Consider the following 13426-nt stretch of genomic DNA (forward strand, 5'->3'; position numbering starts at 1 on the left):
TCTCCTTCTGGGCGGCGCCCCTTGAAAGACAGGCTGCGCCACCCCGCGAAGTCTAGGCGTGTGCCGGCACCTTCCATGTCAGCGGCAGATGCTCCAGCCCCATCACCATCCCGGCTCGCCAGGGCGTTTTGCCTTCCACACCCAGTTGGAAATGCCCGATGCGCTCGAGCCAGACATTGGTGAATACACGCATTTCCATGCGCGCCAGCACATTGCCGATGCAAGTATGCGCCCCGATCGAGAAAGTGATGTGTCCTCGATCCTTCCGGTCCAGATCGAAGCTCTCCGGATCAGGGTTACGCAAAGGGTCGAGACCGCCAGCGGTCAGCGGGCAGATCAGCATCTGCCCGGGCATGAAATGCGCGCCCTTGATCCCCACTTCATGTTTGACGACGCGGGTCTGGTTGACAACCGCAAAACGGCGCAATGATTCCTCCACGAAATCGGGCAAGCGTTCCGGCTCACGCGCCAGTCGATCCTGCAGGTCGGGCCGGGTCGCCAGAAAGCGGAAGGCGAAGGTCAGGGCATTGGCCACCGTATCGAGGCCGCCCAGGAACAGCACATAGCCGATCGATTCCAGTTCTTCCTGGGTCAGCGGTTCGCCGCGCACCGACTCGCGAACCAGCGCACTGGCGACGTCCTCACCGGGGTTGCGGCGCTTCTCGTCCAGCAAAGCGCGATTGATCGTGAAGATCTGTTCTTGCAATTGAGCCCGGCGTTCGGTAGGGATATGGGCGAAATATTCGGTGACGATGGAGCGGAATTCCTCGAAACGACCGAGGTCCATACCCATCAGTTCCATGAACACCGAGACCGGGAAGGCCGCGCCCAGCGCCTCGGTAAAATCACATTCACCTTTGTCGATCACCCGATCGATGAGGCGGTTAGCCCAGACGCGCAGCTTGGGTTCCATGGCGTTGATCGCCGCCGGTCCGAAATAGCGCATCAAAACAGCACGATAACGGGTATGTTCTGGTGGATCGAGGTTAAGAGGAATCATCTTATAATTATTGTGCATCGGCGGGATATGCAGTTCATTGCTGGAAAAATGCTCCGCATCCTTCAGAATGAGCGACTGATCGTCGAAGCGCAGAACCACCCAGTGGCCGCCGTTGCGCGGAGTCCAGAAAATATCTGGCGCGCGACCGTGAAGAGAATGCCAGCCAAGGTGGATATCTTCCAGAAGTTCTGGCTGAGTGTAAATATCCCAATCCACGACGAGCTTCGGATCGATATTTTCTGGCACGACCCAATTTCCCTGCAACGTTTCGGCTGTCATTGACCTGTCTCCCTTAATCGATCTGCATCATTCAATAAGTTTCAAAATGAATGCGCCCTTCCTCGCGCATCCGGGTCCAGAGCGCTTCAGCATCCTTCCGGTGCCGAGGACAGCGGTGATCGAAATCCAGGAATTCCGCAGGAGCCTCCAGCTCACCGATCTTGACGGGACATCCCGACATAGCCTTGCAATCCCTTCCCAAATCCCGCCGGCTTTATCGCTGGTGTGCCGACGTATGATCCTCGATCGGATTCGAAATCCTCACGTGTGAGAGTTATAATGCGAAACCTATTCACATTCTATTCGCATTATGGCATGATCAAACCATGGCTCTGGAGAAGCAACAAAACGCCCGCAATAAAGACGAGGGCGACAGCGTCGGGCGCGCGGTGAGGCGTCGGCGCATGCCGGTGCAGCAACGTGCACGCCATACAGTCGATGCGATCATTCAAGCCACAGAGGAACTGGTCTCCGCACGTCGCTTCGACGAAGTGAATACACGGACGATCGCGGAACGGGCTGGCGTCAGCATCGGCTCCCTTTACCAATATTTCCCGACCTATGAGGCGATCCTCCTCGCCTGGTATGAACGCGTGGCGATGGAGGCGGCGCAGCAAATCCGACTGACCACGCTTGATGTCATGGACCATCCCCTGCCACAGGCGATCCGCATTGCCTGCGGCGAACTGCTGCGTATTTATGAACTGCACTGGCTACCATTGATTGAAATGCCTCGCCAGGTACCGCAGGTGGCGCAGGTGATACGCCTTACCTCACTGGAACGGCTCAACCAGGGTAACATCAAGCTCTATCTCAGCCAGCACCCCGAATTCGATCTGACCTATTCGGACAAACACACTTTCTTCATAGAAACCTTTATCAACCAGGTGATCGAGCGCTTCGTGATTGAACGACCGCCCTTCCTGGACGCTGGCAATATTCTTGATGAGATATGCTTTTTTATCCTTTCCTATCTGGAACGCGAAAGATCGAAACCACGGCGCTCGACGCCCAGTGCGACCTTGATTACAGACATTCGGACATCATGACCCAATCAACTGCCTCATCCAATCCGTCCGGCGAGATCGAAACCCGGATCATAGAATCCGCGTACATCTGTTTTGATCGTTATGGTATTGCGAAGACAACGATGGAGGACATTGCGCGCGGTGCAAAGGTTTCTCGCCAGACTGTCTATCGTTTTTTCAGCAGCAAGGATGATATTCTCGACACACTATGCTGCCATGAGGCGGTGAAGATTAACCAGCTTGTACGCAAGGGCATCCAGCGCGACGCCAATTTTGCCACGACCCTTACCGACGCGCTCTTTATTATCATTACCGAGGGAAACAAAAACGCTATTCTCCGCCAGATCGTGGAGGTGCCCAGCTTCCAGACCCTGGCCGCCAGTGCACAAAGCCGTTCCCACCAGTTGAACCTCACCTATTGGAAGGACATGATGGAGCGCGCCGCGATGCGCGGCGAACTGGCGGGCGATCTGTCTCTGGAAGAAATCGTCGGATGGTTGATCATGATGCAAACCGTCCTCCAATTTCGCCTCGCCGATGAAACCCTGGAGGAAGACAAGCTTTATCGTATAATAAATAGATTTATCGTTGCCCCCCTACTTCCAAGTGATAGATTTTTATAATCCATATTACTAAATAACTATTATTATTTACAAGTTACTTTAATTTACAATATTTGTGCGTTCTCTTTTCGACGCAGCGAACTCCGGTCCGCCACCCGCCCGTCAATTGCCTCACACGATCCCGCAGCGCCAAACGTTTGCCTCTTGCAAACCTTCCCCTAAGTCACGATAATTGATCAAATGTTCGATTATCGACCGACTGGGAGTGGTCATGTCCTCTAAAATTTACCCTCACCCACGCGCAGCGCTGAAAGGCTTGCTCTTCGATGGCATGACGATCATGTCCGGCGGCTTTGGCCTATCAGGCAATCCGGAAAGCCTGATCCCGGAAATCCGCGCCAGTGGCGTGAAGGATCTGACGGTGATATCCAACAATGCCGGCGCCGATGGTTTTGGCCTGTGGATGCTGCTGGAAACGCGGCAGATTCGGAAGATGATCTCGTCCTATGTCGGCGAGAACAAGCTGTTCGAACAGCAATATCTCAGCGGCGAGCTGGAACTGGAACTGACGCCGCAGGGCACGCTGGCCGAGCGTATCCGGGCGGGCGGCGCAGGCATTCCAGCTTTCTACACCAAGACCGGCGTCGGCACAGTGGTGGCCGACGGCAAGCCGGTCGAGACCTTCGAGGGCGAGGACTATGTCCGCGAGACTTGGCTGCGCGCCGATCTCTCGATCGTGAAGGCATGGCGCGCCGATCCGGCAGGCAATCTGATGTTCCGCAAAACCGCGCGCAACTTCAACCCCAACATGGCCACCGCCGGCAAGATCACCGTGGTCGAGGTGGAGGAGATCGTGCCCGAGGGCACTTTCGACCCCGACGCGATCCACACCCCGGGCATCTATGTCGACCGCATCGTGCTCGCCACCATCAACGAAAAGCGCATCGAGAAACTCACCACCCGCCCGAAGGAGGCCGCCCAATGAGCTGGACCCGCGACCAGATGGCCGCCCGCGCCGCGCAGGAATTACAGGACGGGTTTTACGTGAACCTCGGCATCGGCATCCCAACGCTGGTGGCCAATTACGTGCCCGAGGGGATCACCGTCACGCTACAATCGGAAAACGGCCTGCTCGGTATCGGCCCCTTCCCCTTTGAGGGCGAGGCTGATCCCGACCTGATCAACGCGGGCAAGCAGACCGTGACGGCCCTGCCCACCAGCAGCTTCTTCTCCAGCGCCGACAGCTTCGCCATGATCCGGGGCGGCCATATTGACATGGCGGTGCTGGGCGCGATGGAAGTCGCCGCAAATGGCGACCTCGCCAACTGGACCATCCCCGGCAAGATGGTGAAGGGCATGGGCGGCGCCATGGACCTCGTCGCGGGCGTCAAGCGCATCGTGGTGGTGATGGACCATTGCTCCAAATCGGGAGCGCTGAAAATCCTGCCCGCCTGCACCCTGCCGCTCACCGGAAAGGGGGTTGTCGATCTGATCATTACTGATTTGGCGGTGATCGCGGTGGACAGGAAAGCCGGCGGACTCACATTGCTCGAAACCGCTCCCGGCGTGTCCGTGGACGACGTTATCGCCAGGACCGGCGCTCCCTTGAAGGTAAAAGTAGCATGACCGACGCCTTTATCTGTGACGCGATCCGCACCCCCATCGGGCGGCTGAACGGTTCGCTTTCCACCATCCGCGCGGACGATCTGGCGGCCTTGCCGCTGAAGGCACTGATCGCGCGCAACCCGCATGTGGACTGGGGTGCGCTCGACGACATCATCCTCGGCTGCGCCAACCAGGCGGGCGAGGACAACCGCAATCTCGCGCGCATGGCGGGGCTTTTGTCGGGCCTGCCCAAGGAAGTGCCTGGCGCCACTGTCAACCGGCTATGCGGTTCGGGGCTCAATGCCGTGGGTATCGCGGCACAGGCAATCCGCAGCGGCGATGCCGATCTGATGATCGCGGGCGGTGCCGAGAGCATGACCCGCGCGCCCTACGTTCTGGGCAAGGCCGGCAGCGCCTTCGGCCGCGACCAGAAGATCGAGGACACCACGCTCGGCTGGCGCTTCATCAACCCGGCAATGAAGGCCACCTGGGGCGTGGATACTATGCCGCAGACCGCCGAGAATGTGGCACAGGAATGGGACGTGAGCCGCGAAGACCAGGATGCCTTTGCGCTGGCCAGCCAGCAGAAATGCGCGGCGGCGCAGGCCAATGGGCGTCTGGCGGCTGAAATCGTGCCGGTGGAAATCCCGCAGAAGAAGGGCGATCCGATGATCTTCACGGTGGACGAGCATCCGCGCCTTTCCAGCCTTGAAGTCCTCGCCAAGCTGAAGCCGGTAGTACGCGCCGATGGTACAATCACCGCGGGTAATGCCAGTGGGCTGAACGACGGCGCGGCTGCTATGCTGGTGGCCAGCGAGGCTGCGGCCAAGGCCAACGGCCTCACCCCCCGCGCCCGCGTGGTGGCGATGGCCAGCGCCGGTGTCGCGCCGCGCGTGATGGGGATCGGGCCGGTCGATGCCGCGAAGCGCCTGCTGGCGCGCACGGGCCTCACGATGGCTCAACTCGACGTGATCGAACTCAACGAAGCTTTCGCAGCGCAGGGCATCGCCTCCTTGCGCGATCTCGGCGTCGATCCGGCCGACCCGCGCGTCAACCCCAATGGCGGGGCGATCGCGCTGGGTCACCCGCTCGGGATGTCGGGCGCGCGCATCGCCATGAGTGCGGTGGAAGAGTTGCAACGCAACGGCGGGCGTTATGCGATGGCCTTCATGTGCATCGGCGTTGGGCAAGGAATCAGCTTGCTTCTAGAAAGAATCTGAGGGCTCTTCTTGCTCAATGTGAATATTAAATAATTTATTATAACAATAATTTATTTTTGCGTTTTTTGATTTTATCACTGCATTTTTTCATGTTACTTTATTATATTTTCACCATGTCGGATTAATTGGCAATATATTTAATAATTTCCTTCCTGCATTGCCCCCATCCATGAGGAAGGCAATCGCCTCTCCGGGCGCAATCTCTATATTATTAATATCTATATTCTTTTCTCCTTCTATAATAGAAATTAGTGCACGAAGGCTATTGCCGTGAGCGATTACCAAAGTGATTCCTCCTGCCTGTGCCGACGGCAAGATGGCCTGCTTGTAAAAGGCCAACACTCGCGCGGCGGTTTCCTGCAAGCTTTCGCCGCCAGGTGGCGCGATCGCGTAGGAACGCCGCCAGATGCGCACCTGTTCCTCACCCCATTTGCTCACGGCTGCCGTCTTGGTGAGGCCAGTTAAAGCGCCGTAGTCCCTTTCGTCCAGCGCCGCGCTTGAGACCGTGGGTACATTCTCGGCGGACATTGCCTTGAGAAGGATCGCAGCGGATTTCCTGGCGCGCTCCTGGGTCGAGGTGAAACAGCGATCAGGCTTTAACCCCTTGAGCGTCAGGTGATGGGCGAGGTCTCTCATCTGCTGTTCGCCTCGTCGCGTCAGTGGAGAAGCACTTCTGCCCGTAAAAATATTTTTCGCATTGGCCACGCTTTCGCCATGTCGAATGAGGACGAGTTTTCCAGAGATATCCGACATTGCAATGATGAGCTCCCTTTAGCCGACGATGTCGGCCACTTTTGGCGTGCCTGGTTCGATGACGGGGGGCGGATTGAAGATCTTTATATAGAGGTCTTCACCGAAGCTGGTGGGCAGCGGCACGCCTGGAGCGATCACGAAAGGCCGCTCGCCACTGTCATCACGTACCGCCCGCAGAAACAGAACCGCCGGATCATCCCGCTCGACCGCACGCCGGGCATATTCATAGAGGTGCGTGACGAAAATCACCCGGCCACCTGCCTTTCGCAAGGCTTCGATCACACCGTCAGCCACCTCCGAAGCCTCCTTTTCGCTGGTGGCGGCAAAGGATTCGTTACAGAGCAACAACATGTCCGGATGGAAATGATCGACAATCTCGTTCATCCTGGCCAACTCCTCGTCGAAATTACCACTGGCGAGCGCGGCATCCTCCTCGCGCTTGTAATGTGTGGCTAGCGCCGGCACGAGGCTTGCACTGAAATGCTCTGCCGCAACAAACATCCCGCGCTGGGCCATGAGTTGGGCAATGCCGAACGCACTCAGTAAGGTTGATTTGCCGCCTTGATTAGCACCTGTGATAACCACGAGCGAAGCCCCATCGGCCCTGACGGTATTGGGAACAACGGCAGATTTAAGAGCAAGGCCAAGCTGCGGATCGTATAGACCTTCGCACGAGAAGGTGCGCATCATATCCGTCATGATGGGGATGCAGGTTGGCAGGCCTGCTGCGGTCAATTGCTGGTGCGCCAAACCTTGGAAGCCAGACACCGCTGGGGCCAGGCCACGCAATGACATTCTGCGGGCCACCAACCATCTGGGCCGGAAGCTATGGCGACGATGGAGCGACTATGATCGCCGAAGCCGCGTCGAGACAAAGATGTATTGCCTCAAACTCCTCGGACAACGCCTCATGGCCCGAGACTTCGACCGTCAAGTCGCGGAAATCCAGATCCGCATTGCAGCACTCAATCGATACTCAGTGCTCGGGATCCCCGTCACAAAGCCCGTTGCATAAATCAAACCGGGTGGGGCTTATCCTGCTCGCATGTGCATTTGTACAACAGCGCCCATCATCGCAATCGCCCGCAGGCTCGCCACAATTGCCAATGCCGTCCTCAAAACCGCTTCACTGTGACGGTTATATCAAGCCTCTTAAACACATTTGCCAGAATATTACCTGAATAGCGCGTAACGTTTTCCGCAGATTTTTGTCAAAAACTTAATTATGCTCACTATCAACTCCTCAACCTCTCAATCCATTGCTCCTCAATATCATAAATATTCTCATAGTACATCGCTGGCGGAACGGGTTTCTGGTGCTCGAGAAACAGCATGGGTATCAGGATCTGCGCCGAGGACAGGCCGACGCCATGGGCGCAACGTAGATAATCGTCGAGACGGGCTCTGGGACCTCCCATCTCGATCTCGCGTAACCAGCGGATACCGATCCCCACTTTGGCGGCAAGTCTGGCCTGGGTCATGCGCTGAAGCAGACGCTGATCCTCGATCCGGCGACCGATGATCTTCTTCAACTCAGCCATGATCGCAGCACGATCAACCGGATATTGGCTCTGAGAGGACATCGTCAGGGTCTCCCCGAAGAGTTCTCAAAGCTCCAAAACACGCGTTCCAGTGCAAAAAGCTGCGCCATCTTCCACATGACATCAACAGCAATCGTTCTCATTTTGAGAAGGCGACAGACGTACCCGGGTGTACCGTGACGATGCCCAATCCACCGTTCGGGAACCCATCGCGATAGAATCGCGCGGAACAACCGACGCCCGTTATCGACACGAATCGATGAGGGTCAGTGCCAGCGATCACATCGGCATTTTAGTGCCGATTCTCGGCACGCCAGGTAATATTTCCGGCACGTCCGGGATTCCCTTCGGCACATGCGTACCCCACCCGTTGCGGCCTGACCGAAGCCATGTCCATCCCGTGCCCATCGCGATGAGGGCAGGCCCGCTTCCAGTGTTCGCCCCCAAGGCTCCCAGCCTGATCCTCACCGCAAAGACAGCCATTCGGATGGCGACTTCGAGATGAGGTGTTTCGACAATGGGATACAGAAACACGAGAATTGCCGTGGTGATCGGGCTTCTGTCCGCCAGTCCCGCGCTGGCCTGCCCACCGCCGCCCGTGGCCATCGCGAAGTGCGCCGAGCCCCTCGCCATCGTCAACGAGGGCGCGGATTTTATCATCGTGCGGCGCGCGGCAGCGGGACCTCTACCGCCAAGTCAGGTCGCGCAGAAGGCTGCCCGCCAAGTCGGGTCCAGCGTCTGGCTCGATGCCGCGATCGCCAGGATCGCTCCCCTTCCCTCGGCCTTCGCAGGCCCAACCAAGGATCATGCGCAATGAAGACCGCCACCATCTTCACGGTTTTGTTTTCAGGAGCAATGCTGCTCGCCAGCCCAGGTTTCGCTGCAGCGCAAACAGCATCGGTTCAGCAGTCCAGCGCCGATGCCGATGTGCTCAGCAAAGCTACCGCAGAAGCCGAACGCCAGCTCCACCAGACCTTCACGAACCTCACATTCGAGGATTTCGGGCCATCACCTGTGCAAGGCCCCATCTACCAGGCCAACGCGGGTGGACGGATCCTCTATTACGCGCCGCAGAGCGAGCACCTGTTGTTCGCCACCATCTACGACAAGAACGGCATCAACCTGACCGCGCTGGCGCAGAGCGCGCGGGCGCAAAAGCAGTTGTCCGCGATCGATCCCGCCAAGGCGCTGACGATCGGTCCGGCGGGCGCCCCGACGGTGATCGAGTTCACCGATCCCGATTGTCCCTACTGCCGCGCGCTCGACCGTTTCTGGGCGGCCAAGGCGGCAGAAGGCAAGCAGGTGCGCCGCCTCATCTACTTCGTGTCGGGCATCCACGCCGGGGCTGCATCCAAAGCCGAGCATATCCTGTGCTCCCCCGATCCCGCCGCTGCTTTCAAGGCGATCTACGGCGGCGCGGCGCCCGCAAAACTTGTCATCTGCGATAAGGGCCGCGCGAAAGTCGAGGCTGACGCCGCGCTGGTCGCCAAAGTGGGCGTCTCAGGCACGCCGACCCTTATCGTGGATGGCAAGATCATCTCGGGTTTCCAGCAGGGCGAACTCGAAGCCTTCCTCGCGCAGCACGCCGCGCCCGCGATCAAGCCGGCGACAGCGGTCGCGCCATCGGCAAGCGCGAGCACGCCCCATGGCCTTTGATCGCCCTCACCATTTTCTGGCGGCCGCCGGGGCCGACGCGGGCGAACCCGCTGCCCCGACGGATCGGAACGCCGAGGCCCGTGGGCTCATGGAGCCGTCCGACACGGGTGCCGGCCGCCAACGGGAATTCTCGACGGCAAGTCTATCCGGACGGCTTCATTCCAAGCGGAGTAAATCCATGATCAGGCTTCTCGATTTGAACCCTTTTCCGCGAAAGGCGCTGGTGGCATCCGACTATGCGCTGGGCGGCCTTATCGCTCTTTTTGCCATGACCGGTGTCGCCCATGCCTTCCAGGCTCCCGCACAGGGCGACCTTGGCTACGACATCTACGACATCGTCGTGAACAAGGGCGTCAAGGGACCGCTCGGCTTCGTGGGCGGGGTGGCCGCCTTCCTGTTCGGCGTTTCACGCCTGTTTTCCAACATCATGATCGGCATCCCGACGATCGTGGCGGCGGTCTGCCTGATCAAGGCGGATTCGATCCTCCAGACCTTCGGCATGGTGATCTGACACCTCAGCCGCTTCGGGGCTGACCCGCCCCGTATCGGCAACACCCAAACCGGTTTCGTGCGCATGCGGGACCGGTCACCCCCGGGCTTTGCCTGGGTTGGAAGCGGGAAGGAGAAGAGACCCATGGACGAACGCCTGCCCCAGTATCTCCACCGCCCGGTGCAGATCCTCTGGTTTGCCTCGGACGAATTCGTGCTGGTGCTATCGACCGTGTTTGTCGCCGCGATCGTCGGCGGGATGCCCGGTTGGGGCCTCGTCCTGGCTCTTCTCCTTTTCATCCCCTGGAAGCGCTCCAAGCCGCGCGGCTTTCTGCCGCACCTCGCCTGGCGCTGGGGATTGATCTCCTTCCCCCATTACCCGGGTCCGACCCAGATCCGCTTCTTCGAGTGAGGTAACCTTCATGTCCTTCCTCAAGCGCAAACCGCCAAGCGAGACCGATCCGCTGCTCGGCAAGCCGGCAAGCTTCGGCATCCACCGCTATCTGCAAGGCTCGGCCAACCTCTTCGAGGAAAACCGCCTCCTGAAGTTCGCAATCGTCGGCCTGTTCGGCATCACCACAGTGCTGGGCGCGGAGATCTATTCTTCCGATCAGAACCGGCGCACCGTGATCGTGCCCTTCGGCGCGGGCGGCGATCTCTACGTGACGGGCACCAAGCCTTCGGCCGATTACATGAGCGCGATGACGCGCAACGTGGTCGCGCTCTCCGGCACCTATTCGGCCTATTCGGCCGACCAGCAATTCCAGGCACTGCTGGGTATCGCGCACCCGTCCGCCTACAACTCGATGCGCGACAGTCTCAACGCGATTCTTGACGAACTCGCCGCCAATCCGACGTTTTCGATCGCGACCTACATCCGGGGCGATCAACCCGTCACCTGGACCAACACCGAGATCACCGTGCCAGTCGAGAAGGTGCGCGTGATCGGCGGGGTCATCCGCAAATTCCGCGGCAATCTTCGCATTGGCTACGCCATCGAGAACGGCCGCTTCTGGCTCACCCATCTCATCGAGGACAAGTTCGATGCCGAAAACCGCTGATCGCGCCGCTCGCGCGCGGGCGCGCTGGTGCGCGCTCATCACTTCGCTGCTTCTCGCCGGGACAGCCGCCAGCATGGCGCAGGCCCAAACCATCACTGCCCTGCCCGACCAAACCAGCGCGATCCGCCTTTCCAATCGCGACGTGAACCATGTGATCTGCGTGGGCGGCGAGATCGAGGATGTGAAGTTTTCCGCCGAGAAGGCCATCGCCGTCGAGAAGTCCGGCTCCGACGCCTGGATCAAGTTCCTGGTCAAGGAAATCGACGATGCGGGGCAAGTAACGCGCAGCTACGTCACCGTGCCGTCCGAATTTTTCGTCTCGTGCAACGGCGCGATCTACCCGCTCTATGCCGAGCCTTCGGACATCCCGGCCCAGACCGTGACGCTGGCGCCGGGCAAGGCCCAGCGCGCCAAAGCCAATGACGATCTGCTCGGTCCGCTGGTCGAGGAAGAACGCGCCGTCTCGGTAACGCTCGCGATGTTGCAGGATCGTATCCCGGCGAGCTTCTCGGCCGTCGCGCCGCGCCTCGGGCTAATCGATCTTGCCGGCCTTCCCGGCGCGCGCATCACCGAACGCCGCCGTGTCATGATCGAGGGCTCGGGGCTCTCGGCTTCGGAATACCGCATCGACGTCCCTGCCGACACCACGCTCGATGAACGCGCCTTTCTCGACCGTACGCTCGGCGCGCGCATTTTCGCGGTCAGTGCCGACCGCCTGGCGCTGAAGGCTGGAGAAGCGGCGCGGATTATCGTCGTGCGCCGGGAGGCCGGCGAATGAGCGGCCCCGACACCCCTTTCGACCCCATGAGCGCGGACCGCGAGCCCAAGCCGCCGGTATCCGGCGCACCGGCGGAGCCGAGCCCCTATCAGACCCACCTCAACCGCACCGCCGAGGAGGAAGCCCGCGCCGACGCCGCCAGGACCGCGCGGCCATCCTCGCTGCTCGATTTCGGGGCGCATTGGCGCGCGCTGTCGGCCAAACAGCAATTGCGCGTCAAACAGGCGGGGATAGGCCTTGCCATCGCGCTCCTGGGCTATGGCCTCTATACCGCATCCTCGGCTTCCAAGAGCCATCAGTCCCTCCCGGCCAATGCGACGAAGCTCGACATGGGCGCAGGCCTCAGGGGCGACAGTCTCGAAACCAAGCTGCACGGCGATCTGCAAGCGATCCGCGATGGCCAGCAACAGCTCGCCGGCCGCGTCAGCGCGATCGAGGAAGGCAAGGTCACGCCGGGCTCGAAGGCGGGCACCACTTCTCACGACATGGGCGATCTGCCCGCAGCGCTGCCCAATCCCGATGTGCCCGCCTCACCGCCGGTTTCAGCACATCGCGGGCGCGGACAAGAGGGCAGCGAGGTCGATAGTCTGCCCGCGCCGCCCGCCGGCTCCAGCGCCTCGGCGCCGCCCGCGCCCCCTGCCCCGCCGGTGCTGAAGACCGTCGGCGCGATCGGCGCCGCCACCAGCAGCATCGTGCCCGCGGCGGGCGGAGGTGCTGGCGGCGGCAAGGACGGCGGTTCCGACTTCAAAAAAAAGAACCGGACGATCTTTTTACCGCCTGGTTTCATGAAGGCGCGGCTGCTGACCGGCATCGACGCACTGGCGAGCAAGGACGCGACGCAGAACCCCGAGCCGCTGATCGCCCGGGTGCAGGCCCCCGCCGTGCTCCCCAATGACGTCAAGGCCAACCTCGCCGGTTGCTTCGTCATCGGCAACGCCACCGGCAGCCTCGCCAAGGAGCGCGTCGAGGTCCAGCTCGTCTCCCTGTCCTGCGTCGATTTCGACGAGCATTCGGTGGTCGATCAACCCATCAAGGGCTTCTTCGTCGATACCGACGGCAAGAAGGGCTTGTCCGGCAAGGTCGTCACCCGCGCCGGGGCCGCGCTCGCCCGCTCGTTCATCGCCGGCACCGTCTCGGGCTTCGCCAGCGCAGTCGAAGGCAGCTTCGGTTCGACTTCAACCTCGGCGCTGGGTTCGGTGCGCACGCTCGATGCCGCTGACGCCGCCAAGACCAGCATCGCGGGCGGTCTTTCCAAATCCTCGGACAAGCTCACCGATTTCTACCTCGACCTTGCCCGCCAGGCTGGCCCGATCGTCGAGGTCGGCGCGGCCAAGGACGTCGTGGTGGTGATCCAGGAGGGTGTCACGCTCGAGATCAAGCCCACCGCAGGCGTCAAGTTCTGATGCCCCGCGCCTTCTCAGGAGATCCTGCCATGCCCCATTCCTCCCCGTCC

The 13426-nt window shown here is 60.2% G+C and carries 16 protein-coding genes and 1 pseudogene; 13 read left to right on the forward strand and 4 right to left on the reverse strand.

Annotation, left to right across the window (positions count from 1 at the left end; translation table 11 throughout):
• Window positions 1-52 precede the first annotated feature (52 nt).
• On the reverse strand, window positions 53-1279 hold the full coding sequence (locus tag C8K14_RS02005) for a cytochrome P450 (RefSeq protein WP_107715532.1): 1227 nt from the start codon (window positions 1277-1279) through the stop codon (window positions 53-55).
• Window positions 1280-1605: 326 nt separating this feature from the next.
• On the opposite strand from C8K14_RS02005, the gene C8K14_RS02010 reads away from it, so the two are divergent.
• From C8K14_RS02010 to pcaF, 5 genes are all read left to right on the forward strand, one after another.
• A complete protein-coding gene (locus tag C8K14_RS02010) occupies window positions 1606-2328 on the forward strand; it encodes a TetR/AcrR family transcriptional regulator (protein WP_107715733.1) in 723 nt (240 codons plus the stop codon).
• Window positions 2325-2930: a TetR/AcrR family transcriptional regulator gene (locus C8K14_RS02015; RefSeq protein WP_158271854.1), complete on the forward strand. Its 606-nt coding sequence runs from the start codon at window positions 2325-2327 to the stop codon at window positions 2928-2930. Before C8K14_RS02010 ends, C8K14_RS02015 begins: the two co-directional genes overlap by 4 nt.
• Before the next feature lie 211 nt (window positions 2931-3141).
• Window positions 3142-3855: a CoA transferase subunit A gene (locus C8K14_RS02020; protein WP_107715734.1), complete on the forward strand. Its 714-nt coding sequence runs from the start codon at window positions 3142-3144 to the stop codon at window positions 3853-3855.
• Entirely contained in the window at window positions 3852-4496 is a 645-nt protein-coding gene (locus tag C8K14_RS02025; protein ID WP_107715534.1) for a 3-oxoacid CoA-transferase subunit B, read from the forward strand. Before C8K14_RS02020 ends, C8K14_RS02025 begins: the two co-directional genes overlap by 4 nt.
• Entirely contained in the window at window positions 4493-5695 is a 1203-nt protein-coding gene (gene pcaF, locus C8K14_RS02030) for a 3-oxoadipyl-CoA thiolase (protein WP_107715535.1), read from the forward strand. The genes C8K14_RS02025 and pcaF overlap by 4 nt, the downstream gene beginning before the upstream one ends.
• Before the next feature lie 108 nt (window positions 5696-5803).
• On the opposite strand, the gene C8K14_RS02035 is transcribed toward pcaF, so the two are convergent.
• Together C8K14_RS02035 and C8K14_RS02040 are read right to left on the reverse strand one after the other, a co-directional pair.
• The gene (locus tag C8K14_RS02035; RefSeq protein ID WP_107715536.1) at window positions 5804-6448 is read right to left on the reverse strand and encodes a 2,3-bisphosphoglycerate-dependent phosphoglycerate mutase; all 645 of its coding nucleotides are present in this window, start codon (window positions 6446-6448) and stop codon (window positions 5804-5806) included.
• Between the two features lie 18 nt (window positions 6449-6466).
• Window positions 6467-7147: a hypothetical protein gene (locus C8K14_RS02040; RefSeq protein WP_107715537.1), complete on the reverse strand. Its 681-nt coding sequence runs from the start codon at window positions 7145-7147 to the stop codon at window positions 6467-6469.
• A gap of 46 nt (window positions 7148-7193) precedes the next feature.
• Here C8K14_RS02040 and C8K14_RS02045 point away from each other — a divergent pair.
• Window positions 7194-7463, forward strand: a pseudogene (locus C8K14_RS02045) (IS5/IS1182 family transposase); the annotation flags it as partial.
• A 220-nt stretch (window positions 7464-7683) separates the two neighbouring features.
• On the opposite strand, the gene C8K14_RS02050 reads toward C8K14_RS02045, so the two are convergent.
• Entirely contained in the window at window positions 7684-8031 is a 348-nt protein-coding gene (locus C8K14_RS02050; RefSeq protein ID WP_107715538.1) for a helix-turn-helix domain-containing protein, read from the reverse strand.
• 475 nt (window positions 8032-8506) lie between these two features.
• Here C8K14_RS02050 and C8K14_RS22315 point away from each other — a divergent pair, with 475 nt between their 5' ends.
• The 7 genes from C8K14_RS22315 (at window position 8507) to C8K14_RS02085 (ending at window position 13376) form a co-directional block, all read left to right on the forward strand.
• Window positions 8507-8806 carry a hypothetical protein gene (locus C8K14_RS22315; RefSeq protein ID WP_133726744.1) on the forward strand — a complete coding sequence of 100 codons (300 nt, stop codon included), beginning with the start codon at window positions 8507-8509 and terminating at the stop codon, window positions 8804-8806.
• A complete protein-coding gene (locus tag C8K14_RS02060) occupies window positions 8803-9645 on the forward strand; it encodes a DsbC family protein (protein ID WP_233250861.1) in 843 nt (280 codons plus the stop codon). Before C8K14_RS22315 ends, C8K14_RS02060 begins: the two co-directional genes overlap by 4 nt.
• A gap of 178 nt (window positions 9646-9823) precedes the next feature.
• On the forward strand, window positions 9824-10156 hold the full coding sequence (locus C8K14_RS02065) for a hypothetical protein (RefSeq protein ID WP_107715540.1): 333 nt from the start codon (window positions 9824-9826) through the stop codon (window positions 10154-10156).
• Window positions 10157-10279: 123 nt separating this feature from the next.
• Window positions 10280-10546 carry a type IV conjugative transfer system protein TraL gene (locus C8K14_RS02070; protein ID WP_107715541.1) on the forward strand — a complete coding sequence of 89 codons (267 nt, stop codon included), beginning with the start codon at window positions 10280-10282 and terminating at the stop codon, window positions 10544-10546.
• A gap of 10 nt (window positions 10547-10556) precedes the next feature.
• Window positions 10557-11195 carry a TraE/TraK family type IV conjugative transfer system protein gene (locus C8K14_RS02075; protein WP_107715542.1) on the forward strand — a complete coding sequence of 213 codons (639 nt, stop codon included), beginning with the start codon at window positions 10557-10559 and terminating at the stop codon, window positions 11193-11195.
• A complete protein-coding gene (locus C8K14_RS02080; RefSeq protein WP_107715543.1) occupies window positions 11179-11973 on the forward strand; it encodes a type-F conjugative transfer system secretin TraK in 795 nt (264 codons plus the stop codon). The genes C8K14_RS02075 and C8K14_RS02080 overlap by 17 nt, the downstream gene beginning before the upstream one ends.
• Window positions 11974-11999: 26 nt before the next feature.
• Window positions 12000-13376, forward strand: coding sequence for a TraB/VirB10 family protein (locus tag C8K14_RS02085; RefSeq protein WP_107715544.1), 1377 nt, complete (start codon window positions 12000-12002; stop codon window positions 13374-13376).
• The last annotated feature ends 50 nt before the right edge of the window (window positions 13377-13426 follow it).

This window comes from Novosphingobium sp. GV079, from assembly GCF_003058045.1.
In the GTDB taxonomy this organism is placed as follows: domain Bacteria; phylum Pseudomonadota; class Alphaproteobacteria; order Sphingomonadales; family Sphingomonadaceae; genus Novosphingobium; species Novosphingobium capsulatum.